Origin of the sequence: Pelomonas sp. Root1444, from assembly GCF_001426885.1 — a bacterium.
GTDB lineage: Bacteria > Pseudomonadota > Gammaproteobacteria > Burkholderiales > Burkholderiaceae_C > Pelomonas.
On record NZ_LMFP01000013.1, the window covers coordinates 213,363 to 236,650 of the forward strand.

The 23,288-nt window shown below is 69.6% G+C and carries 18 protein-coding genes; 6 read left to right on the plus strand and 12 right to left on the minus strand.

Going from position 1 to position 23,288, the window contains the following annotated elements; genetic code table 11:
* Positions 1-17 precede the first annotated feature (17 nt).
* Positions 18-1,121 (minus strand): hypothetical protein, encoded by a 1,104-nt coding sequence (locus ASD35_RS14550; RefSeq protein ID WP_056875666.1) that lies wholly within the window; start codon positions 1,119-1,121, stop codon positions 18-20.
* Positions 1,122-1,133: 12 nt separating this feature from the next.
* Positions 1,134-1,910, minus strand: a complete 777-nt coding sequence (locus ASD35_RS14555; protein WP_056875667.1) for a DUF1521 domain-containing protein — start codon at positions 1,908-1,910, stop codon at positions 1,134-1,136.
* Between the two features lie 215 nt (positions 1,911-2,125).
* Between ASD35_RS14555 and ASD35_RS14560 the strand changes: the two genes are divergently transcribed.
* From ASD35_RS14560 to ASD35_RS14570, 3 genes are all read left to right on the plus strand, one after another.
* Positions 2,126-3,088, plus strand: coding sequence for an SGNH/GDSL hydrolase family protein (locus tag ASD35_RS14560; RefSeq protein ID WP_056875668.1), 963 nt, complete (start codon positions 2,126-2,128; stop codon positions 3,086-3,088).
* Positions 3,089-3,145: 57 nt separating this feature from the next.
* Positions 3,146-3,919, plus strand: a complete 774-nt coding sequence (locus tag ASD35_RS14565) for a ThuA domain-containing protein (protein WP_056875669.1) — start codon at positions 3,146-3,148, stop codon at positions 3,917-3,919.
* Between the two features lie 94 nt (positions 3,920-4,013).
* A complete protein-coding gene (locus ASD35_RS14570; protein WP_082580164.1) occupies positions 4,014-4,964 on the plus strand; it encodes an alpha/beta hydrolase in 951 nt (316 codons plus the stop codon).
* Between the two features lie 19 nt (positions 4,965-4,983).
* Here the strand turns inward: ASD35_RS14570 and ASD35_RS14575 are convergent, their stop codons facing one another.
* The 4 genes from ASD35_RS14575 to ASD35_RS14590 form a co-directional block, all read right to left on the minus strand.
* On the minus strand, positions 4,984-6,681 hold the full coding sequence (locus ASD35_RS14575) for a PQQ-dependent sugar dehydrogenase (protein ID WP_235538349.1): 1,698 nt from the start codon (positions 6,679-6,681) through the stop codon (positions 4,984-4,986).
* A gap of 25 nt (positions 6,682-6,706) precedes the next feature.
* Complete coding sequence (locus ASD35_RS14580; RefSeq protein WP_235538350.1) at positions 6,707-9,751, minus strand: glycoside hydrolase family 2 TIM barrel-domain containing protein; 3,045 nt, start codon at positions 9,749-9,751, stop codon at positions 6,707-6,709.
* Between the two features lie 17 nt (positions 9,752-9,768).
* On the minus strand, positions 9,769-11,457 hold the full coding sequence (locus ASD35_RS14585) for a beta-xylosidase (RefSeq protein WP_082580165.1): 1,689 nt from the start codon (positions 11,455-11,457) through the stop codon (positions 9,769-9,771).
* A gap of 200 nt (positions 11,458-11,657) precedes the next feature.
* Entirely contained in the window at positions 11,658-12,404 is a 747-nt protein-coding gene (locus ASD35_RS14590) for an SDR family NAD(P)-dependent oxidoreductase (RefSeq protein WP_056875672.1), read from the minus strand.
* Between the two features lie 225 nt (positions 12,405-12,629).
* Between ASD35_RS14590 and ASD35_RS14595 the strand changes: the two genes are divergently transcribed.
* The 3 genes from ASD35_RS14595 (at position 12,630) to ASD35_RS14605 (ending at position 15,220) form a co-directional block, all read left to right on the plus strand.
* The gene (locus ASD35_RS14595) at positions 12,630-13,511 is read left to right on the plus strand and encodes an AraC family transcriptional regulator (protein ID WP_056875673.1); all 882 of its coding nucleotides are present in this window, start codon (positions 12,630-12,632) and stop codon (positions 13,509-13,511) included.
* An 82-nt stretch (positions 13,512-13,593) separates the two neighbouring features.
* Entirely contained in the window at positions 13,594-13,848 is a 255-nt protein-coding gene (locus ASD35_RS14600) for a helix-turn-helix domain-containing protein (protein WP_056875674.1), read from the plus strand.
* A gap of 1 nt (position 13,849) precedes the next feature.
* Positions 13,850-15,220 (plus strand): HipA domain-containing protein, encoded by a 1,371-nt coding sequence (locus ASD35_RS14605; RefSeq protein WP_056875675.1) that lies wholly within the window; start codon positions 13,850-13,852, stop codon positions 15,218-15,220.
* A 30-nt stretch (positions 15,221-15,250) separates the two neighbouring features.
* Here the strand turns inward: ASD35_RS14605 and ASD35_RS14610 are convergent, their stop codons facing one another.
* The 6 genes from ASD35_RS14610 to dnaA form a co-directional block, all read right to left on the minus strand.
* A complete protein-coding gene (locus tag ASD35_RS14610; RefSeq protein ID WP_056875676.1) occupies positions 15,251-16,504 on the minus strand; it encodes a D-alanyl-D-alanine carboxypeptidase family protein in 1,254 nt (417 codons plus the stop codon).
* Positions 16,505-16,880: 376 nt separating this feature from the next.
* Complete coding sequence (locus ASD35_RS14615) at positions 16,881-17,210, minus strand: DUF86 domain-containing protein (RefSeq protein ID WP_056875677.1); 330 nt, start codon at positions 17,208-17,210, stop codon at positions 16,881-16,883.
* Positions 17,200-17,514, minus strand: a complete 315-nt coding sequence (locus ASD35_RS14620) for a nucleotidyltransferase family protein (RefSeq protein ID WP_056875678.1) — start codon at positions 17,512-17,514, stop codon at positions 17,200-17,202. Before ASD35_RS14620 ends, ASD35_RS14615 begins: the two co-directional genes overlap by 11 nt.
* Positions 17,515-17,549: 35 nt before the next feature.
* Positions 17,550-20,111, minus strand: a complete 2,562-nt coding sequence (gene gyrB, locus ASD35_RS14625) for a DNA topoisomerase (ATP-hydrolyzing) subunit B (protein WP_082580166.1) — start codon at positions 20,109-20,111, stop codon at positions 17,550-17,552.
* 94 nt (positions 20,112-20,205) lie between these two features.
* Entirely contained in the window at positions 20,206-21,339 is a 1,134-nt protein-coding gene (gene dnaN, locus ASD35_RS14630) for a DNA polymerase III subunit beta (RefSeq protein WP_056875679.1), read from the minus strand.
* Between the two features lie 149 nt (positions 21,340-21,488).
* Positions 21,489-22,946: a chromosomal replication initiator protein DnaA gene (gene dnaA / locus ASD35_RS14635; RefSeq protein WP_056875871.1), complete on the minus strand. Its 1,458-nt coding sequence runs from the start codon at positions 22,944-22,946 to the stop codon at positions 21,489-21,491.
* Between the last annotated feature and the right edge of the window lie 342 nt (positions 22,947-23,288).

A 23,288-nucleotide genomic window follows, 5' to 3' on the forward strand; every position in this document is an offset into this window, starting at 1 on the left:
TCAGAAGCAGGCCGGGGTCAGAACCAGCCTTTTACCGTATCGAAGATGCCGCGTCCGGCCGCATCGCCGCCGAAGGCACCCGCGATGCCTCCGATGACGCCGCCGACCACCGTGCCCACGCCGGGGAAGATGGCCGTGCCGATGGCCGCGCCCGCTGCGGCGCCGCCCCAGCCACCCAGCGCGCCGCCGGCGATGCCGGACGCGGTACGCCCGGTGTTCTCGCCGATGCGGTTGCCGTCGGCCTGGTAGGCCTGGGTGAGGGAGATGGCGTCCAGCACGACGCCCACCGGCCGCGCCACCTTGCCGACGTTCTCCAGCAGCTGGCCGGCGCCACGCATGCCCCGGTTGGCCTCGAGCGCGGCGACATCGTTGGCCACCTGGCCGCGGATGCCGCTGTCCAGGCCGGTGCGGCCGACCTTGGACTCGATCTCGATGCGCTGCTGCATGCGCGGGTCGGTCGCGGGCGGCTGCGCCACCACGTCCACCACGCGCGCGCCGCCCTGCACCGGCACCTCGGTGGCCACCTGGGCGCCGGCGGCACGCCAGCGGTCGGCGATGGCGTCACGCGCCAGCGCGCCGTTGGTGTTGTTCGCCACGGCAGACGGCACGCCCGAGGTACGGCCGAGCGAGCCCGGCGGCGGCGCGTTGACGGTCGGCGCGATCTGGATGCCGCCGGCGTTGAGCAGCTCGGTCAGGCCGCGCGTGAAGCCGCCCTTGCCCGTCCAGGCGCTGGTGGTGGGCTCCCATTGCTTGACGAGGATGGGGTTGTCACGCAGCAGCTGGCCGCCCTGCTGGACCATGCCCTGGCCGGCGCCCCACAGGCCGCCGGGAACGGCGTCGGGCACGAGGCTTTCGCGTGCCGCCTGCTGCACGTCCTGGTGGTAGTGGCCCAGCTCGACGAGCCGGCCGGAGTCCAGCAGCTGGCGCTCGATGGCGGCATGCGCCGCCTCGGCACCCTGGGGGTCGCTTTGCCGGGCCTCCACCACCCAGTGGGCGATGCGCTGCGTGTCGACCTGGCCGGTGCGCGGGTCGGTCGCGCGGCCCACCACCTCGGCGGCGGGGTCGCGCGTGACCGGCGTGGACCGGACGTTGGAACTGCCATCGACGGCTTGCACGCTCATGGCGGTCTCCCGTTAGAAGTCCAGGCGGATGATGGTCAGCGAGAAGCGGTTGGCGTCGCGCGTGGCGGGCTGCGGCGTGTCGCTCGACGACGCGGACGCCAGCGCGCTGAGGAAGGCGCCGGTGAACGACGCCGACAGCAGGCCGGTGAACATGCTGAAGATGTTGCGTGCGAACTCGCCGGCGCGCTGCGCGGTGTCGTCGGCCACCGGGTTGAGCTTCAGGTCGGTCTTGTTGATGTAGGACTGGTCGACCTTGTGGATCTTGCCCTGCGAGTCCACGCCCAGGAAGCCCTTGCCGGCCGGGTTCTCCTGCAGCACGTTGCCGTCGTCGTGGGTCCAGTCCAGCGTCTCGCCCCAGCCCTTGGCCTCGTTGATCTTGAGGTCGCCGACCTTGTTGGTGTCCACGCCGCTGATCTGCACGCCGTAGTCGCCGTTGGTGATGTTGACCTTGCTGGCCAGCGTCATGTCCTTGTTGCCGTTCCACGGCGTGGTCTCGATGGTGACCTTGGTGCCGTCCTCGAGCGCGAAGGTGGTGGTGCCCCAGAAGTCGAAGGCGTGCTTGCCGTCGACGTTGACGTGCGGGTCGCCCCAGATCTTGTAGTCCTCGCCGGTCTTCTTGTTGTGGATGAGGACCTCGTTGTTGTCGCCGGCGGTGATGCGGTAGTTGTCGTTCTCGAACACGGCCTTGCCGCCGACCATGCTGGTGCTGGCGTTGCTCGGGTTGCTGGCGTCGAGCGGGGCCGACGTGGCGGTCAGCGACGCCGCGCTTGTCGATTGGATGGTGGTCATTCGTTGCTCCTCTGGAGGGGGTTTGTTCAGTCGCGGTGACCATTGCATGCGCAGCGACGCGAGCCCGCTAGCTGCGGCTGCCCGCAATTCGGGGCAGCCGCAGCTAGGGTCGGCCGCAAGGCCCCCTGAACAGGGTCGCTGCGCTGGCTAACCCTCTTGCCAGCACGAAAGCGGCTGCCTAGCGTCGGCTTCCCACAAGACCCAGGAGACTCCCCATGACGCACTTCATCCGCGGCCCGCTGGCCGCCGCTGCACTGGCGGCCCTGTTCGCCGGCCCGGCCAGCGCCGCCTTCAGCGATGCCTACTTCTTCGGCGACAGCCTGTCCGACACGGGCAATGTCTTCACCTACTACGGCGGCGCCCTGCCGGTCGCGCCGTACTACGAAGGCCGCTTCTCCAACGGCAAGGTGTGGGTGGAGTACCTCGCCGAGGGCATCGGCCACGCAGACGCGGCGAAGGCCAGCCTGCTCGGCGGCCACAACTTCGCCTGGGGCGGCGCGCGCACGTCGGGCGGTACCGTGCCCAGCCTGCTGGCGCAGATCGGCAGCTTCACCACGCCGCTGGCCACGGTGGACGCGAATGCGCTCTACGTCGTCGTCGCAGGCGGCAACGACATGCGCGACGCACGCAGCGGCGATCCGGCCAACATCGGCGCCGCGGCCACCGCCGCGACGGACAACCTCAAGTCCGCCCTCACCATGCTGGCCGGCAAGGGCGCCAAGAACATCCTCGTGGCGAATCTGCCGGACCTCGGGGCGACCCCGGAGGCCATGGCGATGGGCGTGACCGGCGTGTCGACGCAGGCCACCAACGCTTTCAACGCGCTGATGGGCGGCGTGGTCGGCTACGGCCAGGGCCTCGGCCTGAACATGAGCTTCTTCGACTTCGCGGGCCTCGCCACCGCGGTGCGCAACGACGCGCTCACCAACGGCGGCGCGCTGTACGGCATCACCAACGTCACGACGCCCTGCGGCGCCTTCCAGGGTTCGACCGGCATCTCATGCGACGTCTCGCAGTTCTCGGACGCATTGCATCCCTCGGCGCTGTCGCACCAGATGATGGGCGCCGCGGCCATCGCCGCCGTGCCGGAGCCCGAGACCTACGGCCTGATGGCGCTGGGCCTGGGCATCGTCGGCGTGATGGCGCGCCGCCGCCGCCACCCAAGCGCGACGGCCTGAGCGCCGTGGTCCGGCGGGGTTAGCGCCGCAGGCCGCGGCCTGGAAGAATCGCGGCCCATGAAGCTCACCCATGCCCTGCCGGCCCTCGCCGCCGCCGCCATCTCCGGCACCGCCCTCGCGGGCGATGGCCAGTTCCAGCTGCTGGTGCTGGCCATGCCCACCAAGTACCACTACGAGTACATCCCGGTGGCGCGCGAGAGCTTCGAGAAGCTGGCCAGGCTGCATGCATTCGAGTTGACCTGGACGGCGCAGCCCCACGCGTTCGAAGGCGACCTGGGCCAGTACGCCGCCGTGGTGCTGCTGAACAGCTCCGGCGAGGAGTTCAACGACGCCCAGCGCGCGGGCCTGGAGCGCTACATGAAGGCCGGCGGCAACGCCGTCGTCGTGCACCGCGCCATCATCAGCAAGCCTGGCCTGTGGCCCTGGTACGAAAAGCTCGTCGGCCGCAGCTTCGTCATCCACCCCATGCTGCAGACGGCCGTCGTCACCAAGGCCGACGCCGGCCACCCCGCCACCTTCGGCCTGCCGGACCGCTGGATCTGGAGCGACGAGTGGTACGAGTTCAGCAACCCGCACGGCGTGAAAGTGAACCCGGTGCTGGCCGTGGACGAGCGCACTTACGACCCCACCAGGATCTGGCCCGGGCAGGTCGCCAAGGGAATGGGCGCGGACCACCCGGTGAGCTGGTGGCAGACGTATGAGAAAGGCCGCGTGTTCGTCACGGCGCTCGGCCACAACGCGGCCATGTACCGCGATGAGCGCTACCTGGATCACCTGTGGGGCGGCGTGTGGTGGGCGGCGACGGGATACGGCATGCCGAAGCGGCCGTAATCACTCACCGCCAAACCGCCATGAGCGCGGCCCGCAGGCAAACTCCGCCGCTCATGAACCTGCGCCGGGCCTTGAGCCCCGGCACGCCCAACGCATGAAACGCCGCCCGTTGATGCTGTCGCCCTTGTTGACCCTGCTGCCGACGCTCGCGCCGGCCGCCACCGCACCCGCCGTGCTGCCGCTCTGGCCCGAGGGCGTGCCCGCCGCCGTGCGCGCCGACGCCCGGGCCGCGCTCGGCGACCTCGGTGCCGAGCGGACCGGCGCGGGCGGCAGCATCGCCAACGTGTCGCAGCCGACGCTCACCGTGGTGCCGCCCGCCATCGACCGCCCCAACGGCACCGCCGTCGTGATCTGCCCGGGGGGCGGCTACACCAACCTGTCGATGAACCGCGAGGGCCAGCAGTACGCCGCCTGGCTCAGCACGCTGGGCATCACGGCCTTCGTCCTGAAGAACCGCCTGCAGGAGTGGGGCCACCCCGCGCCGCTGCAGGACGTGCTGCGCGCGCTGCGCCTGGTGCGCTCGCGCGCGGCCGAGTTCGGTGTCGACCCCAAGCGCATCGGCGTGATGGGCAGCTCCGCCGGCGGCCACCTCGCCGCAAGTGCCAGCACGCTGTGGGACCACCCCGACGGCCGCACCGGCGCCGCGCTGGACGCCACCAGCGCCCGGCCGGACTTCGCCGTGCTCGTCTACCCCGTCATCACGATGACCGACCCGGCCGCGCACGCCGGCTCGCGCCGCGCGCTGCTGGGGGACGCGCCCAGCCCGGCGCAGCTGGCGCAGATGTCCGTGGAGCAGCAGGTGACGGCCGCCACGCCGCCCACGCTGCTGCTGCACACGCAGGGCGACAAGACCGTGCCGGTGGACAACAGCATCCTCTACTACCAGGCCCTCACGCGAGCCGGCGTGCCGGCCGAGCTGTATGTTTTCGAGCAGGGCGGCCACGGCATCGGCATGCGCGATGGCCTGGGCAACGCGTCCGCCTGGCCGCGGCGCGCGGAGGACTGGCTGCGCCAGCGCGGCCTGCTGGCCCCGGGCGCTCGCTGAGAACGCCCGCCCCGGCGGCTCACTTCGGCGCGACGCGCCAGATCTCGCCCGTCACGTCGTCGTCCACCAGCAGCGAGCCGTCCTTCTGCACGGCGACCGAGCTGGGCCGGCCCCAGACTTCGGCGTCGCTGGCGACGAAGCCGGTCACGAAGTCCTGGTAGCGGCCGGTCGGCACGCCGTCCTTCATGAACACGCGGACGACCTTGGAGCCCGTGCGCGTCTGTCGGTTCCAGGAGCCGTGGAAGGCGACGAACAGGTCGCCGTCATAGGCCTTCGGAAACGCGGCGGGGGCGGCCGGTGGCGCCTCGTACATGACCATGCCCAGCGGCGCGGCATGCGCGGTGAACAGCAGGTCGGGCGTGGTCACCTTGTCGCGCAGGTCGGGGCGCTGGCCGGCCAGGCGCGGGTCCTCATGGGCGCCGATGTAGAACCACGGCCAGCCGTAGAAGCCGCCCTCCTTCACCCGCGTCAGGTAGTCGGGCGGCAGGTTGTCGCCCAGCAGGTCGCGCTCGTTGACGCTGCACAGCAGGTCGCCGCTGCGCGGGTACAGGTACATGCCCACGCAGTTGCGCAGGCCGGCGGCGTAGGTGCGCCGGTTCTTGCCGTCGGCGTCGAAGGCGAGCACGACGGCGTGGCCTTCCTCCTCGCCCCACGCGGCGCCCAGGCCGTGCCGGGCTTCCCAGTCGGCCAGCGGCACGGGCGGCGTCTTGCCGATGCCCTCGGCCACGTTGGTGGCCGAGCCGATGGACAGGAACATGCGGCGCCCGTCGGCCGAGAACACCAGCGTGCGCGACGAATGCGCGCCGACGGCCTGGGCCAGCCGCGGCACGACCACCTCGGGCTCACCACCGGCCACCAGGTCGCCGTTGCGGTACGGGTAGCGGACGATGGCGTTGACGAAGGCGACGTAGAGGTATTGAGGGTTGGGCCCGGTGGGCCAGAAGGCCAGGCCGAAGGGGCGGTCCATGCCGGCGGCGAAGGTGCTCACCACGTCCGCGGTCTCGCCCGTGGACGACCGGAACACCTTGACCAGCCGCTTCGTCGTGGACGAGATGAAGATGTCGCCGTTGGGCGCCTTCACCATCACGCGGCCGCGGTCGGGGTCCTTGGCCCACAGCTTGACCTTGAAGCCGTCCGGCACGGCCGGCAGCATGCCTTCGGGGCGCGGCACGGTGCGCGGGCCGTTGCTGGCGCTGTCGGTGGCGAAGGGCTTGGGCAGGTCGGCCACCTTCCACTCGTGGATGCGCCCCGGGCGATCGGCGCTCCAGCTGCCTGCGTCCGCAGCGGTTGACGCCGGACCGCTGGCGGCGGCGACGGCTGCCGTGGCCGGGCCCGCGAGCTTGCCGAGATACGCCAGCAGCGCCTGGCGCTGTGCCGGGTCCGCCATGCTGACGGGCATGGAAGTGCCGGGCGCATAGGCCGTCGGGTCGGCGAGGAAGCGGTCCAGCTCCGCGGTCGTCCAGACCCGCCCCTGCCCACCCAGCCCGGCCAGCGCCGCCGAGTAGCCAAAGCCCGGCGCCGCCGCCAGCTTGCGCCCCACGACGCCGTGCAGGCCCGGGCCCATCAGCGCGCGGCGGTCCGGCGTGGCGGTGTGGCACATCGCGCAGTTGCTGTCGAACAGCCGCTGGCCCGGCGCCGCGTCCTGCGCCTGGGTGGAGGCCATGGCCAGCAGGCCGAGCAGGCTGGATGTGGCCCGCATGAGATGAAGCTTGTTCAATCGATGTCCTGTGATCGTTGGGCCGTCAGAACTTCAGCAACAGCCGGCCGCCGTAAAGCCCGTTCGCGACGGCCGGCTCGCCGGCCGGCCCGGTCAGGTCCGCGGCCTGGCCCTTGGCGCCCATGGCGGGAATGGCATGCATGAAGCCGATGTCGCTGGCCGGGAAGTCCACGCTGGTGGTCGGGAAGTCGGCCAGCCTCGCGCCCAGTTGCAGGTAGCCGGCGCCCTCCGTCACGACGGTGAGGTCGCCCGCGGGCGACGTGAGGCGCAGCCAGCGCGGGTCCGCAAAGTAGCCCGCCGGCGCGGCGATGTCATGCACGCCGAGCACCGGCCCGCGTTGGCGGTTCTGCCAGACGGGGCCGGGCCCGCGCAGCAGCGCGCGGAACTGGCTGACCTCGCCCAGCGGGCGGTCGAAGCCGATGCCGTGGTACAGCACCGGGCCTTGCAGCGGGTAGCCGTAGTCCAGCGCGAGCTGACCGTCCTCGCCCAGCGTCCAGCGCACGCGCGCCAGCCCGCCGGCGCCGGGCGCCTCCAGCCAGGCGCCTTGCGGGCCGGTGCCCGTGGTCACGACGACCGGCGCCGCCGGCACGGCGAAGCGCTCCGCCTCGAAGGCCAGGCGCAGCGACGCGACCGCGGGCGTGCGCCGCACGCCGGCCAGGCGCGTCACGCGCACCGCCTTCACGGCCTGGGGCGGGAAGATATAGCCCTGGCCGTCGCGCGCCACGCGGGCGCCGTCGTAGACCGTCTTCCAGCGCTGGCCGTCGGTCGACAGCTCCAGCCTGAAGCCCGCCCAGCCGTCGGCCTCGGTGAGGCCCAGGTTGATGCTCGCGACATTGGCCATCGTGGCGGTGGGGAACTCGTAGACGCCATCGCCCCGCGCGGTGGGCTCCAGCCATGCCGGCTCGGCGGCCGGCTTGGGCCGGGCGACCACCAGGCGCGGCCCGTTGGACAACGGCTGCCGCTTGCCGCCGCGGGCCAGTTCGAGCAGCAGCCCGGTGCGGGCGTCGAAGCGCGCGGACACGGCGCCGGCCTGCAGCCGGATGCTGTCGCCGCTCTTCACCACCGCGGGCGCGCCGGCCCGCTGGCGGGCAAGGCGCACCGGCCGCTCGGGCGCCGCCCAGACCCAGGTCCACAAGGTCTCGTCGCCCTTCGTCGCGGTCAGGCGCAGCGCATCTGCATCGCGCCAAGCCTGCGGCAGCGGCAGCTTCAGGTCGCCCCCGGCATGCGGCGCCACGTCGGGCCCGGCCAGTTCGCCCTGGGCCAGCACACGCGCATCGCGGCTGCGGTCCTGCGGGCCGGCGAACCGCAGCCATTGCCACCGGAAACGCACCGCCGCCAGCGTCGTGAAATCGAAGCCATTGGCCAGCTTCAGCACGCCGTCGAATTGGGCGTCCAGCAGCGGCGGCGCGATCTGCACCGGCGTCCAGATCTCCTTGACCGTGTCGTAGCTCGGCTCCTTCTCATGCCGCGGGCCGACGATGCCGTCCGGCGCGAAGGTGCCGAAGAGGTCGATGCGCCCGCCCTGGTCGGTGCGGGCGATGCCCTCGTCGGCCAGGTTCCACAGGAAGCCGCCCGCGCCGCGCGGCGATGCGGTCATGGCCCGCCAGTAGTCGTCCAGGCCAGAACCCAGGCCGCCGTCGAACAGGCCGTGCAGGAACTCGGTGGGCAGCACCAACAGCGGCCCGGCCAGCCGGCGCTGCAGGTCGGGGTAGCGCGGGTAGTGCTTGGTGTCGATGCCGCCGAAGGCCTCCCAGGGGTGGATCAGCGGCCGCGCCTGCGGGTCGTAGAGGGCGAAGTCGCCGTCCAGCTCGCGGTTCCAGCCGCCCTCGTTGCCGTTGGACCAGAACAGGATGCTGGGGTGGTTGACGTCGCGCTCCACCAGCTCGCGCACCAGCCTGCGGCCCACCTCGGTGTCGTGCGCGCTCTGCCAGCCGCTCAGCTCGTTGATGACGTACAGGCCCAGCTCGTCGGCGGCCTCCAGGAAGGCTTTCTCGGGCGCGTAGTGGGCCACGCGCATCGCGTTCATGTTCATGGACCGGATGAGGCGCGCGTCTTCATAAGCCTGGGCGCGCGACACGGCGCGGCCCGTCTCCGGGCGGAAGCTGTGGCGGTTGATGCCCTTGAGCAGGATGCGCTGGCCGTTGAGGTACAGGCCCTGGCCCTCGCGCAGCTCGAAGGTTCGGAAGCCGAAGCGCTCGCTGTGCTGGTGCACGGGCTTGTCGCCTTCGAGCAGCGTGACCTGTAGCTGGTGGAGGTGCGGCGTCTCGGCCGTCCACAGCAGCGGCTGGTCGACATGGCCGTGCAGGCGCACGCGCCCGGCGCCGCCCGCGGGGATGGCGACGGCGAACGGCGGGCCCACGGCCGCGCCCTCGCGCGTGGTGACCTGTGCGACCAGCCGCGTGACCGTGCGCGGCGCGCGCAGCGTCACGTCCGCGGTGAGCTCGCCGCTGGCCTTGGCGTCGATGGCCACATGGGCGATGGACTGCGGCGGCGCAGCCTCCAGCCACACCGGCCGGTAGATGCCGCCAAACACCCAGTAGTCGCCATGGCGCTCGGCGATGTCGGTGGCCGTGGCGGCCGAGGCCTCGCTGACCTGGACCTCGATCTCGTTGTCTTCGCCCGGCTTGATCCAGCGGCTGATGTCATGGCTGAAGCGGTTGAACCCACCTTGATGCACGGGCCCGGCGACGTTGCCGTTGACCCGCACGCGCGTGTCCGTCATCACCGCATCGAAGACGACGCGCACCGTGCGGCCCTGCCATGCGGCCGGCACCGTGAAGCGGCGCCGGTAGGTCGCCGTGTCCGCCGAGCGCGGGCCCTTGTCGTAGCCGTACTGGTAGTGGCCGAAGCCCTGCTGCTGCCAGTTGGACGGCACGGGGATGCGCGCCGCCTCGCCCGCCCGCCGGCCGCCGTCGATGACGAAGTCCCACGCCACCGCGTCGTCCGGGCCGGTGCCCGACAGCATCAGCGTCTCGGTGCGCGGCGCGTCCACGGCCAGCGCCAGCGGCGCCACCAGGCTGCCCAGCAGCAGGCCGGCCAGCCACTTCAGGGCGGCAAGCTTGAGGTTCACGGGCCGGCGCATTGCGCCTACTCGATGACGAACAGCATCACGCCCTGGCGAGGCAGCGTGAAGCTCAGCGTGGCGCTGCCGTCGGCCACCGCCAGCGCCGGCAGCGCGGCCGGCGCCATCACCGAGGCGGCTTCCAGCTGGGCGTACTGCTTCGCGTCCGGCGCCTGCGGCGAGCCCATGACCTGCCAGGCGGTGAAGGCGTTGGCATGGGCCTTGTCGACGCGCCACTGCGTCACCGTGCGCGTCGCCCGCTGGCCCAGGCCCGCCAGCTTCAGGCTGACGGCGGCATCGGGGCCGCTGGCATCGTCGTCGTGGTAGTGCCAGGTCATGACGGCGAGCTTGCCGTCCGGTGCGCGCGTGGCCAGCACGCCCACGTCGGGCCGGCCGCGAACGCCGTTGGCGATGATGTCGTCCAGCGCCACCTCGGCGTCGCTGGTGGCGCACAGCTGCGTCGGGCCCAGCTTGGCGAACATGCGGAACACGTTGAGCACCGGCAGGTCGACGCCGTTGGTCGCCAGCTGGCGGTAGCCGGCGAACCAGGGCTGGTCCTCGAACGTGAAGGCCCAGGTCAGCGCGCCTTCCAGGTTCACCTGGTGGCGCTCGGCCAGCTGCCAGATGCGCTTGTAGCTGGCCGCCGTGTAGCTGGAGTACATGGTGCCGTTGCGGTAGGCGTTTTGCGGGCCGGGACAGGCGGCGCAGCCCTCGGGGTCGTTCTCGCCGATGACGATGGGCTTGTCCTTCAGCTCGGGCACCGCGACGATCTTCTCGAAGCCCTTGGCGATGCCGCCCAGTTGCGGCGACATGTTCATGCGCACGCGCCCGTCGACGAAGCGCGGGCTGCCCTTGGCGTGGAAGGCCAGGAAGTCGGTCGGCGTGCCGGTCTGCCCGGTCGCGTGGTTCTTGCCGCTGACGACATGCTTCAGGAAGGCGTCCATGAAGGCGCCGCCCGAGCCGGCGACGTCCGGCCCGCCCACGCGCGCCCCGGGCAGCGCACGGCGCACGGCGTCGATGGCGTAGTCGTGCAGCTTGTTGAACTCGTCCTGCGTGCCGGTCCAGTAGGCCGGCCCGTTGGGCTCGTTCCAGACCTCGAAGTACCAGCGCAGCACCTCCTCGCGGCCGTAGCGCTGCACGCAGTGCCGGGTCCACTGGAACACCAGCTCGGCCCACTTGGCGTAGTCCTTGGGCGGGGCGTTCCAGGCGCCGGCGATCAGGTCGTAGGCGAAGCCCGGGCGCCAGCTGTGCTGGTAGGGCGTGCCCGGCTTGGCGCTGGACAGGGCCTGCGGCATGAAGCCGATCTGCAGGTAGGGCCGCACGCCGCGTTCGAGGTAGCTGTCGATGATGCGGTCGGTGACGGTCCAGTCGTAGACGGGCTTGCCGTCGCGGTCCTCGGTGTAGGCATTGGTGCTGCCCCACTTGAACGCCGGCGTGCCGTCGCCGGTGTTCAGCAGGTTGTGGGCGCGGAAGTACACGTTGCCGGGGCGCAGCTCGCCCAGGTGCTTCATCAACTTGCGGCCGTCCTTCATGGTCGCGTAGTTGGGCTCGTCGGCGCCGAAGAAGCGCCAGATGGGCTTGAGCTCGCCCAGCGTGCGGCTGGCGTCCACCTCCACATTCACCGCGAAGGCATCCGCCGGTTGCGCCTGTGCGGCAGCGGCCAGCAGGCCGGCCATGACGAGGGTGAGGGTCCGGGGCAGCGGCTGGAGCTTCATGGCGTGGGTGAGGTGAACGTGCGGCCGAAGGGCGTGGACCACGAACGACGACATCCACTGCCTGCACCGCTCGCAAATCCGGGCGGAGTGTAGGAAGGGCTTTGCTGACGCGGCGGGCCTGCCGGCATTCGCTCAAGAAGGTGAGTGCCAAAGGCCGCTGACGCTCGCCGCCGGGCGACCGGCGCGCATTCGCGCCCGCTTCAGTGCGCCGTGGCCGCCTGCGCCTCGCGCCGGCTCTCGCGGGTGGCCGGCTGCAGCACGGGGCACAGCGCCCCGAGCCGCGCCACCGCGGCGTCTTCCTGCAGGCCTTCGGCGAGCAGGTGGGCGACGCTCGACAGCCACTGGACGCGCGACATCGCCGGCGCGCGCACCGCGGCGTCGGGGGCCCGGGCAGGCGACGTCACGCCCACATCCGTCACCTCGATGGCGGCCCGGGCCCAGCGCTTGGTGACCGACACGGCGCACGCCCGCGCGCCGCCCTCGACGTCGGGCCGGCGCGCCGGTGGCAGCCCCAGCACCGGCCCGACCGACACGTTCATCACCGAGCCGCAGCCGCGCCGGCGGAAGTGGCTCAGCAGCGCGCCGGTCAGGTGCTGGATGCCGAGCCGCCGGGCTTGCGCTCTCTCGTGCGTGTCATCCCCGGCCAGCAGCGCGCCCATGCCCGGCAGCTGCCGCACCGGGAAGGCGATGTCGATGCTGACCAGCAGGTTCAGCGCCGGGCAGGTGGCCGCCAGCTGTTCGCAGAAACCGGCCACGCTCCACGGGTCCTCCAGGCACAACTCGACAGCGCGCAGGCCCGGCACGGCCCGTGCGGCGGCCTGGGCCCGGCGCGGCTCGCTGTCGAAGACGAGCACCTCGTTGCCCATCCGGCACAGCAGCCCGGCCAGCGCGCGGCCGATGCCGCGGGTGCCGCCCGCCACGAGAATGGTGTTGCCTTGCATCTGCATGCGGACCTCCTTGCGTGAAGGCCCGCATTGAATCGGCCGGCCGCCGATTTCGACAGCCAAATCCGGTCATGTGATTGCACGATCCCGCCATCGTGCGGCGAGCAGTCGGCAAACCGTGGCAACGCCCTCGGGCGGATAGCCCAAAACCCGCAAGCTCTTGCACGATTCCGTCAAACCAACGCGCAGGCGCTTGAGCCGCCGCGGCGCAGCAGGTACGGTCGCGCCATGGCTTTACTTGAAGAATTGCAGGCGCTGATCCGGCGCCACGCGATCGCCAACGGCGACCGCAAGCAAGGCATGTTTGCGGTGATGGCCGACGCGCGGACCGAGATGCAGCACCACGTCGTGGAGCCGGTGTTCGTCGTGGTGGCGCAGGGCGCCAAGCGCGCCATGCTGGGCGACGAGGTGTTCGAGTACCGCGGCGGCCAGTTCCTCGTCGTCGGCGTGGCCCTGCCGCTGGCCGGCGGCGTGATCGAGGCCAGCCGCGAGCTGCCCTACCTGGCCGCGGGCATGACGCTGCAGGCCGCCACCATCTCGTCGCTGCTGCTGGAGATGGACCCCGCCGACCGGCCCGCCACCGAGCAGGCCGGCTTTGCCGTCAGCGACGCCTGCGAGGCGCTGCTCGACACGGTGGTGCGCATGCTGCGGCTGAAGGACTCGCCGCGCGACGCCGCGGTGCTCGGGCCGCTCATCGAGCGCGAGCTGGTGTGGCGGCTGCTGCACGGCCCGCAAGGCGCCATGGTGCGGCAGATCGGCCTGGCGGAAAGCCGGCTGTCGCAGATCGGCCGGGCCATCCGCTTCATCCGCGCCCACCATGCCGAACCGATCTCCATCCCCCAGCTGGCCGACATGGTGGCCATGAGCGAGTCGTCCTTCCACCGCCACTTCCGCGGCGCCACGACGATGAGCCCGCTGCAGTTCCAGAAGCTCATCCGCCTGCAGGAAGCGCGCGCTCGCCTGATCGCCGATGCGGGCGACGTGGCCGCCATCGGCTACAGCGTGGGCTACGACAGCCCGTCGCAGTTCAGCCGTGAGTACAGCCGCCTGTTCGGCGCACCGCCGGGGCGGGACAAGCAGCGGCTGGGCGTGCGGGCGGGTGCCGGGTAGGCGCTCTATCGACGGGATCGATATTTGACTTTTATCGACCACATCGATACAAGGCGGATATCGACCCGATCGAGATTGCCCGATGACGCATCGCCTCGTCCACTCGCCGGAGCAGCTCGCCGTGCTGCTCAAGACCACCCGCAAGGCCCGCCGGCTCACGCAAGGCGAACTGGCCGCGCGCATGGGCTTGAGCGCCAACCGCTTCTCGGAACTGGAATCCGACCTCGGCGCGCTGACCGTCCAACGGCTGTTCGAGCTGACCCAGGCGCTGGGCCTGGAAATCTTCGTCGCCAACGCCGACAGCCCTGCTGCAGCCGCCACCCCGGCGCAGTGGTGACATGGCCGGCCGCCCTTCGCACGCCAAGGCACTGTCGCTGTGGATGAACGGCCTTCGCGTCGGCGAATGGCGCATCCCCACCCGCGGGCCGATGGAACTGGCCTACGACCCCGCCTGGCTGGCAGCGCCCGAAGCGCGCCCACTGTCGCTGTCCCTCCCCCTGCCCCTGGCGCCGGTGCCGCTGACCTCCGCGGCCGTCGGCCACTACTTCGACAACCTGCTGCCTGACCACGAAGCCATCCGGCGGCGCATCGCCTCGCGCTTCCGCCTGGCCGACACCCATCCTTTCCACCTGCTGGCAGAGATCGGCCGCGACTGCGTCGGCGCGCTGCAGCTGCTGCCCGTGGACGCGGACGCGCCTGATGTCCGGCGCATCGACGCCGAGCCGCTGGACGACGCTGCCGTCGAGCACGCCCTCGACCGCGCCGTGACGCCGACCGGCGGCATGACCACCATCGCCGACGAGGAAGCCGAGCCGCGCATCTCCGTCGCCGGCGCGCAGGACAAGACGGCGCTGCTGTGGCACGAGGGCCGTTGGTGCCGGCCGCTCGGCGCCACGCCCACCACGCATCTGTTCAAGCTGCCACTCGGGCAGATCGGCGGGCAGTCGCGGCGGATCGACTTCACCACCTCGGTCGACAACGAGTGGCTCTGCCTGCGCCTGCTCGGCCTGTACGGCCTGCCCGTGCCACGCACCCACATCGCCACATTCGGCAAGCATCGCCCGCTGATCGTCGAGCGCTTCGACCGCCGCTTCGTCCCGGCCGGCGCAGATGGCAGCCGCGACTGGTGGCTGCGCCTGCCGCAGGAGGATTTCTGCCAGGCCTTCGCGCTGCCGCCCACGGCCAAGTACGAGCACGACGGCGGCCCGGGCATCGTCGAGATCGCCAGCAAGCTGCGCCTGAGCGTGAACCCCAACGGCCAGGCCGACGTGGAGAACTTCTTCAGCGCGCAGGTGCTGTTCTGGATGCTCGCCGCCATCGACGGCCACGCCAAGAACTTCAGCCTGCAGCTGCTGCCCCAAGGCCGCTACCGGCTTGCGCCCTTCTACGACGTGCTCTCGGCGTGGCCCGTGGCCGGCAACGCAGCCAGCCAGATCGACGTGCACAAGGCCAAGCTGGCCATGGGCCTGCGCGGCAAGAACCGGCACCGCAAGATCTTCGAGATCCAGCGGCGGCACTTCGACAGCACCGCCCAGCTGTGCGGCTTGGCCTCCGTTGACCCCCTGATCGAGCGCATCCTGGCCCGCACGCCGCAGGTCGTCGAGCAGGCGCAGCGAGACCTGCCGCCCGGCTTCTCGCCGCAGGTGCTGGACAAGACGCTGACCGGCCTCACCGACATGGCCGCCCGGCTCGCCACGACGGCGCCTTGACGCGGCCGCGGCGGAGGGCCCGGACGGGCGTTACTTCGAGAACCAGCCGGCGATGCGCTGCTTGATGCGCAGGAAGAAGCCGGCGCGCTCCACGTCGGCCAGCGCGATGACGGGCACCTCGCCGAGCGCCTTGCCGTTGGCCACCGCGACCAGCTTGCCGATCACGGCGCCCTTGGCGATCGGCGCCTCCAGGCCCGGGTTCAGCGTCACCTCGGTCTTGACCGCGGCGGCCTGGCCCTTGGGCACCACCAGCGTCCACGGCTTGGCGATGCCCGCCGCCACCTCGGGGGCCACGCCGTACAGCACCTTGGGCGTAGTCAGCGCAGCACCCGCCTGGGCCGGCGTGGCCTCCTCGAAGTTGGCGTAGCCCCAGTTGAAGAGCACGCGCGTCTGGTCGGCGCGGGCCTGCTTGCTGTTCGCGTTCATGATGACCGAGATCAGGCGCATGCCATTGCGCTTGGACGAGGCCACCAGGCAGTAGCCGGCCTCCTCCGTGTGCCCGGTCTTGAGCCCGTCGACAGAGGAGTCGGTGTACAGCAGCGCGTTGCGGTTGCCCTGCTTGATGTTGTTGTAGGTGAACTCGCGCTCGGCGTAGAGCGGGTAGTACTCGGCGCTGTTGCGGATGATGGCCGCGGCCAGCACGGCGAGGTCGCGTGCGGAGGCCTTGTGGTTGGCGCCCGGCAGGCCGTCCGCGTTCTCGAAGTGCGTCTTCGTCATGCCGAGCTTGGCGGCTTCGGCATTCATCAGCGTGACGAAGCCGGCCTCCGAGCCGCCGACGTGCTCGGCCAGCGCCTTGGAGGCGTCGTTGCCGCTGGCGATGACCACGCCGCGCAGCATGTCCATCAAGGAGGCCTTCTCGTTGAGCGGCACGAACATGCAGCTGTCGCCGCCCTTGCCACCGCGGCACCAGGCGCTCTCGCTCATGGTGACCATCTCGTCGGGCTTGAGCTTGCCGCTCTTCAGGCCCTGCTCCACCAGGTAGCTCGTCATCATCTTCGTGAGCGACGCGGGCGGCAGCGGTTCGTCCGGGTTGGAGGACGCCAGCAGCTGGCCGGTGTTGAAGTCCATCAGCACCCAGGCCTTGTTCTCGAGCACGGGGATCGACTGGCCGTTGGCGTCGGTCGTCATCGCCTGCTCGGCCGGGGCGGACTTGGCCTTGCGGGCCGCGGCGTGGGGCTTGGGCTTGGCGTGCGTGGCAGCCTCGGCGGCTACGGCTGAGCCGGCCAGGATGGCGGTGGCGAGGAGGGAGGGGAGCAGACGGGAAATACGCGGTTTGCGGGTCATGGAGATGCTTGCTGAGAAGCCAGTAGGGGGCTCGCGATCTATTCGCTGATCACTGAGACGGGCGGTTTGTTGTGCTGGCGCGAAGCGCATCCAAGGTTTCGGTGGACCAGCCAGGGACGGCGAATAGCGCTTGGGATGTCATCGACGGGGATTGCGCCAGGCGATCGGGGCCAATTGTGTCCCTTGGGCGGCCGCAAACCGGTACGGCGACTGCGATCTCACGAATCTCTACAACTGCGGCCAACCACCAGGGCAGCATGCACACAAGCTCCATGATGTCTTCGGCCAAACCTCAATTGCGTCTTCGCGCCATTGCTGCCTCCCTTCCAGACCTTTGCGCCCCTATGGATCTCCTAGGGCGAGGGCTCCGTCGAAGTCAAAGTGATTCGAGCTCGCTGAGCAGCTGCGTCAACGGACCGGCCACGACGCCCCAGACGATGACGTCGTCGATCTCGGCGTAGCCATGTGCCAGCTGGTTGCGCAAGGCAACAGCCTGGTTCAGATCAGCGACACGCGCGGCCAGGCCGGGGTCCAGTTGACGCAAGCGCCCCAGCGCTTCACCCAGAATCAAGAACTGGCGCTCGACAGCCGCACGCAGCAGCTCGTCGTTCAGGTAGTCGTCCAACGACTTGCCGGCGGTGAAGCGCAGCGCTCGCGCTGCGGCTTCCTTCGCATCCCAGATGTATTTGCGGACCTCAGGCGCCATAGACCCGTTGCCGCTCCGTGCTGACACGCTGCTTGAAGTACGGGTTACGGATCGCGCGCTCCACGACCAGATCCACGGGCCGGGCGAAAAGCCGCTCCAGGCCCTGCTTCAGCGAAAAGAAGGCCTCGGCATAGCGGACGGGCGGGAGCTCGTCGAACTCGACGAGGAAGTCAAGATCGCTGGACGCGGCGTCGAAGTCCTCGCGCACCGCGGAGCCGAACAGGTCCAGGCGCCGCGCGTGGGCCTGGCGGCACAACTCTGCGATGGCTTCACGCCGTTCGGTGACAAGGGTCGGAACTTGCATGCGCCGATTCAAGCCGTTGCACCGGGCCGCGTCAATCAGACGTCGATGTTGCCGGCGCGCAAGGCGTTGGTTTCGATGAAATCGCGCCGCGGCTCCACCTCGTCGCCCATCAGCATCGTGAACACCTTGTCCGCCTCGATGGCGTCTTCGATCTGCACGCGCAGCAGGCGGCGGACGTTGGGGTCCATCGTCGTTTCCCACAGCTGCTCGGGGTTCATCTCGCCCAGGCCCTTGTAGCGCTGGCGGCCGACGGCGCTTTCGGCTTGCTGCATGAGCCAGGCCATCGCGGCGCGGAAGTCGTCGACCTTGCTTTCCTTGGCCTTCTCGCCCTCGCCCTTGCGCACGATGGCGCCGGGCTTGATGAGGCCTTGGAAGCTGAGGCCGGCGTCGGCCAGCACTTCGTAGTCGGCACCGTGCACGAAGTCGGCGTGGATGACGCTGGCGCGCACGTTGCCGTGGTGCATGCGAGCGATCTTCAGGAAGAACTTGTCGGTGCGCGGGTCGGTCTCGACGGTTACCTGCGCGTCGTGCAGCAGGCCCTTCAGGCTGGCGGCGCTGGCCTCGGCGGCCTCGGCGGTGTCGAGGTCCAGCGCCAGGCCGTTGGCGAGCACGTGCAGGGCTTCGATGTCCATCCAGTTGGACAGGCGCTCGATGACGGCCTGCGCGGCGACGTATTTACGCGCCAGCGTGTCGAGGGTGTCGCCCTTGAGGGTGTCGTCCCCTTGCCCAGGTGCAGCGGTGTCCAGCGACGCGTCCTGCAGCGCGACCTTGAGCAGGAAGCTGTCGAGCTCGGGCGCGTCCTTCAGGTATTGCTCGTGCTTGCCGACCTTGACCTTGTAGAGCGGCGGCTGCGCGATGTAGATGTGGCCGCGCTCGCAGAGCTCGGGCATCTGGCGGTAGAAGAAGGTGAGCAGCAACGTGCGGATGTGGGCGCCGTCCACGTCCGCGTCGGTCATGATGATGATGCGGTGGTAGCGGAGCTTGTCGGGGTTGAAGTCGTCGCTGCCGGCGCCGCGGCCGATGCCGGTGCCTAACGCGGTGATGAGCGTGATGATCTCGTTGGAGGTCAGCAGCTTTTCGTAGCGGGCCTTCTCGACGTTCAGGATCTTGCCGCGCAGCGGCAGGATGGCCTGGAACTTCCGGTCGCGGCCCTGCTTGGCGGAGCCGCCGGCGGAGTCGCCCTCGACGATGTAGATCTCGCAGAGCGCGGGGTCTTTTTCCTGGCAGTCGGCCAGCTTGCCGGGCAGGCCCAGGCCATCGAGCACGCCCTTGCGGCGCGTCATCTCGCGGGCCTTGCGGGCGGCCTCGCGGGCGCGGGCGGCGTCGAGGATCTTGCCGCAGATGATCTTGGCGTCGATCGGGTTCTCGAGCAGGTAGTCGGTCAGCAGGCGGCCGACGATGTCTTCGACCGGTGCGCGCACTTCGGAGCTGACGAGCTTGTCCTTGGTCTGCGAGCTGAACTTGGGCTCGGGCACCTTGACCGAAACGACGCACGCGAGGCCTTCGCGCATGTCGTCGCCGGCGACTTCGACCTTGGCCTTCTTGGCCAGGTCGTTGTCGTCGATGTATTTGTTGATGACGCGGGTCATCGCGGCGCGCAGGCCGGTGAGGTGGGTGCCGCCGTCACGCTGCGGGATGTTGTTGGTGAAGCAGAGGACGTTCTCGTTGAAGCCGTCGTTCCACTGCATCGCCACTTCGACGCCGATGTTGGTCTGCTGGTCGCTCATCTTGTCGCCCACGGCGTGGAAGATGTTCGGGTGCAGGGTGGTCTTGCCCTTGTTGATGAACTCGACGAAGCCCTTCACGCCGCCGGCGTAGGCGAAGTTGTCTTCCTTGTTGTTGCGCTCGTCGACGAGGCGGATCTTGACGCCGTTGTTCAGGAACGAGAGCTCGCGCAGGCGCTTGGCGAGGATGTCGTAGTGGTAGTCGTTGTTCTGCTGGAAGATTTCCGTGTCGGGCAGGAAGTGGACTTCCGTGCCGCGCTTGTCGGTCTCGCCGATGATCTTCATCGGGCTGGTCTCGACGCCGTTGACGAGCACGATCTCGCGGTCCTGCGGGATGCCCTTGGCGAACTCCAGGAAGTGCACCTTGCCGTTCTGGCGCACGGTCAGGCGCAGGAACTTGCTCAGGCCGTTCACGCAGGACACGCCCACGCCGTGCAGGCCGCCGGAGACCTTGTAGCTGTTCTGGTTGAACTTGCCGCCGGCGTGCAGCTCGGTGAGGGCGATCTCGGCGGCGGAGCGCTTGGGCTCGTGCTTGTCGTCCATCTTGACGCCGGTGGGGATGCCGCGGCCGTTGTCGATGACGGAGATGGAGTTGTCGGTGTGGATGGTGACGACGATGTCGTCACAGTGGCCGGCCAGGGCTTCGTCGATGGAGTTGTCGACGACTTCGAAGACGAGGTGGTGCAGGCCGGTGCCGTCGGAGGTGTCGCCGATGTACATGCCGGGGCGCTTGCGCACGGCCTCCAGGCCTTCGAGGATCTGGATGGAGCTGGCGTCGTACACCGCGCCCGACTTGGCCTCGGCTGCGGCGGCCGCCTGCTGGTTGGCGTTCAGGCCATCGGGGTGATCGGGGCTGCTGGAAACATCACTCATCGGGAACTCTCTCTCACTCGCGGGCGACAAACTGATCGCCCTTTAAAAGCACTGAAGCGGGCCGAAGCCCGCTGTGTCCAAGCCCGGTCGGGGCTCAGATTCGCATCGGCATCACCACGTACTTGAATCCCGTCGTGTCGGGAATCGTCAAGAGCGCGCTCGATGCGCTGTCGTTGAGGTCGATGCAGACCATGTCCTGGCTCATGTTGGCCAGCGCGTCCATCAGGTAGGTGACGTTGAAGCCGGTCTCGATCTTGTCGCCGGCGTAGTCGATCTCGATCTCTTCCTTGGCCTCTTCCTGCTCGGCGTTGCTGGACGCGATGGAGAGCAGGCCCGGCTCGAAGGACAGGCGCACGGCCTTGAACTTCTCGCTCGTCAGGATGGCGGCGCGCTGCAGGCTGCTCAGCAGCGGCGCGCGGCCCAGCGTCAGGCGGAACTTGTGGTTCTTGGGGATGACGCGGTTGTAGTCGGGGAACTTGCCCTCGACGAGCTTGGTGACGAACTCCATGCCGCTGAAGCTGAACTTGGCCTGGTTGCCGGCAAAGCGCATCTCGATGGGCGCGCTGTCGGTCGATTCCTTGTCTTCGCCCTTGCCGTCCTTCAGCAGGCGCATCAGCTCCAGCACGGTCTTGCGCGGCAGGATGACTTCCTGCTTGGGGATGTCGGCGTCCAGCTCGGCCTGGGCCAGTGCCAGGCGGTGGCCGTCGGTGGCGACGAGCGTCAGGTTCTTGCCCTCGGCGACGAACAGGATGCCGTTGAGGTAGTAGCGGATGTCGTGCACCGCCATCGCGAAGTGGACCTGGTTGATCAGGGCCTTGAGCACCTTCTGCGGCACGCTGAACACGGGGCCGAAGTCGGCGGCTTCCTGCACCAGCGGGAAGTCGTCGGCCGGCAGCGTCTGCAGCGTGAAGCGGCTCTTGCCGCCCTGCAGCGTCATCTTGTTGGCGTTGCTCGTCAGGCTGACGGTCTGGTCGGCCGGCATGGAGCGCAGGATGTCGATGAGCTTGCGCGCGCCGACGGTGGTGGACAGGTTGCCGGCATCGCCGTCGAACTGCACCGTGGTGCGCACCTGGATCTCGAGGTCGCTGGTCGTGAGCTCCACCTGGTTGCCGGTCTTGCGGATCAACACATTGGCCAGGATCGGCAGCGTGTGACGCCGCTCGACGATGCCGGACACCGCCTGCAGCGCGGTCAGCACCTGATCCTGGGGAGCTTTCAAAACGATCATGGAGGCCTCTTTGGAGGGATCTGGGGGGAGGTTTCAGCTGGGGCCAAGCCCAGAAAACGCGCGCGCGCGTGAAGCTGCGATTGTCGCCCGGAAACAGTGCCCCGCCATGGCCGCGGGGGGTGGGGGTCAACCCGAAGCGTTGATCGGCGTCAGCCTTTGAGCGTCTGCTCCAGCACGTGCAGCTGCTGGTTCAGCTCGGTGTTCTTCTGGCGCTCACCGCCGATCTTGCGCACCGCGTGCAGCACGGTCGTGTGGTCGCGCCCACCGAACAGCTCGCCGATCTCGGGCAGGCTCTTCTGCGTCAGCTCCTTGGCCAGATACATCGCGATCTGGCGCGGCCGGGCGATGCTGGCCGGGCGCTTCTTGGAGTACATGTCGGCGACCTTGATCTTGTAGAAGTCGGCCACCGTCTTCTGGATGTTCTCCACGCCGATCTGGCGGTTCTGGATGGACAGCAAATCCTTCAGCGCCTCGCGGGCCAGCGTGATGCTGATCTCCTTGTGCGAGAACTTGGCGTAGGCCAGCACCTTGCGCAGCGCACCTTCCAGCTCACGCACGTTGGCGCGCACGTTCTTGGCGACGAAGAAGGCGACGTCCTCCGGCATCGGCGTGCCCTCGGCCTCGGCCTTCTTGATCAGGATGGCGACGCGCATCTCCAGCTCGGGCGGCTCGATGGCGACCGTCAGGCCGGCGTCGAAGCGGGAGGTGAGGCGCTCGTCGATGTCCACCAGCCCCTTGGGGTAGGTGTCCGACGTCATGATGATGTGCGCCTTCTTCGCCAGCAGCGCCTCGAAGGCGTTGAAGAACTCCTCCTGCGTGCGGTCCTTGCCGGCGAAGAACTGCACGTCGTCGATCAGCAGCAGGTCCAGCGAGTGGTACTTGGCCTTCAACTCGTCGAAGGTCTTGCGCTGGTAGTTCTTGACGACGTCGGAGATGAACTGCTCGGCGTGCAGGTACAGCACGCGGGCGTCGGGGCGGTCCTTCAGCAGCGCGTTGCCGACGGCGTGGATCAAATGCGTCTTGCCCAGGCCCACGCCGCCGTAGATGAACAGCGGGTTGTAGGTCACGCCCGGCGCGCCGGCCACGTGCAGCGCCGCGGTGCGGGCCATCTGGTTGGCGCGGCCGGGCACGAGGGTGTCGAACGTGAGCTGCGGGTTGATGCGGTGCTTGGCCGAGGCGGGCGCCTGCGACGGCAGCATGATGGTGCTGGCCGGCGGGGCGCTGACGGGCCGCAGCGCGGCGCTCGGCTCGGTGGAGTGCGCCGATGCCTGATGAGGCGTAGGCGCGGCGCCCGGGGGCATCGAGATGGGCGCGGCGGACGGCTCACGCGCGGTCAGCGCCAGCTCCAGCCGCGTCGGGCGGCCGGCGAGTTCGGTCAGGATGGCTTCGATGCGGGCCGCGTACTGGCGGCGGATCCAGTCGCGCTTGAAGTGGTTGGGCACGCGCAGCGTGGCGACGAGGGCCGAGTCGCTCGCGGCGCCTTCGCCCGCCACGGTGGCGGGCGGCAGCGGACGGATCCAGGTGTTGAACTGCTGCTCCGGCAGCTCCGTGGCCAGGCGCTCGCAGCCCCGCCGCCAGAGATCGGACGCCCAGTCTGCTGAATTCATGCCCGCTACGCCCGCCATCTCGCCCGTCTTCAAAGCCTGCACTCCATCCACTCTCTGTTCTTCTTCGCTCATTGTGGAAAACTTCTTTTCGAGCGGCCGGATTGTACGGAACCGAGGCCACCGAAAGGCGGGTTATCCACAGAATTTCGGCGGGGGTCAATCCCCGGCAAACCCGGCTTGAGACCGGCGACTTATTGACCGGGATGGCGGCATCTGCTGTAATGCCGGGTTTTCGCGCATTGGCGACTGGTTTGCCGTGCGCTTTTCTTGTCGGGCACCAACCGCTGTGCCAGACCTGCACAAACCCTCAGAAGCCTTTAAAAGGGGTTCCCCATGAAGCGT

What these genes read in the sequence shown, in the direction of transcription:
- dnaA (WP_056875871.1), bottom strand. Translation starts at nt 22,946, where the DNA reads ATGAATTCAGCAGACTGGGCGTCCGATCTCTGGCGGCGGGGCTGCGAG.
- ASD35_RS14605 (WP_056875675.1), top strand. Translation starts at nt 13,850, where the DNA reads ATGGCCGGCCGCCCTTCGCACGCCAAGGCACTGTCGCTGTGGATGAAC.
- ASD35_RS14550 (WP_056875666.1), bottom strand. Translation starts at nt 1,121, where the DNA reads ATGAGCGTGCAAGCCGTCGATGGCAGTTCCAACGTCCGGTCCACGCCG.
- ASD35_RS14560 (WP_056875668.1), top strand. Translation starts at nt 2,126, where the DNA reads ATGACGCACTTCATCCGCGGCCCGCTGGCCGCCGCTGCACTGGCGGCC.
- ASD35_RS14620 (WP_056875678.1), bottom strand. Translation starts at nt 17,514, where the DNA reads ATGCAAGTTCCGACCCTTGTCACCGAACGGCGTGAAGCCATCGCAGAG.
- ASD35_RS14555 (WP_056875667.1), bottom strand. Translation starts at nt 1,910, where the DNA reads ATGACCACCATCCAATCGACAAGCGCGGCGTCGCTGACCGCCACGTCG.
- ASD35_RS14565 (WP_056875669.1), top strand. Translation starts at nt 3,146, where the DNA reads ATGAAGCTCACCCATGCCCTGCCGGCCCTCGCCGCCGCCGCCATCTCC.
- ASD35_RS14590 (WP_056875672.1), bottom strand. Translation starts at nt 12,404, where the DNA reads ATGCAGATGCAAGGCAACACCATTCTCGTGGCGGGCGGCACCCGCGGC.
- ASD35_RS14570 (WP_082580164.1), top strand. Translation starts at nt 4,014, where the DNA reads ATGAAACGCCGCCCGTTGATGCTGTCGCCCTTGTTGACCCTGCTGCCG.
- ASD35_RS14600 (WP_056875674.1), top strand. Translation starts at nt 13,594, where the DNA reads ATGACGCATCGCCTCGTCCACTCGCCGGAGCAGCTCGCCGTGCTGCTC.
- ASD35_RS14610 (WP_056875676.1), bottom strand. Translation starts at nt 16,504, where the DNA reads ATGACCCGCAAACCGCGTATTTCCCGTCTGCTCCCCTCCCTCCTCGCC.
- ASD35_RS14595 (WP_056875673.1), top strand. Translation starts at nt 12,630, where the DNA reads ATGGCTTTACTTGAAGAATTGCAGGCGCTGATCCGGCGCCACGCGATC.
- ASD35_RS14585 (WP_082580165.1), bottom strand. Translation starts at nt 11,457, where the DNA reads ATGAAGCTCCAGCCGCTGCCCCGGACCCTCACCCTCGTCATGGCCGGC.
- dnaN (WP_056875679.1), bottom strand. Translation starts at nt 21,339, where the DNA reads ATGATCGTTTTGAAAGCTCCCCAGGATCAGGTGCTGACCGCGCTGCAG.
- ASD35_RS14615 (WP_056875677.1), bottom strand. Translation starts at nt 17,210, where the DNA reads ATGGCGCCTGAGGTCCGCAAATACATCTGGGATGCGAAGGAAGCCGCA.
- gyrB (WP_082580166.1), bottom strand. Translation starts at nt 20,111, where the DNA reads ATGAGTGATGTTTCCAGCAGCCCCGATCACCCCGATGGCCTGAACGCC.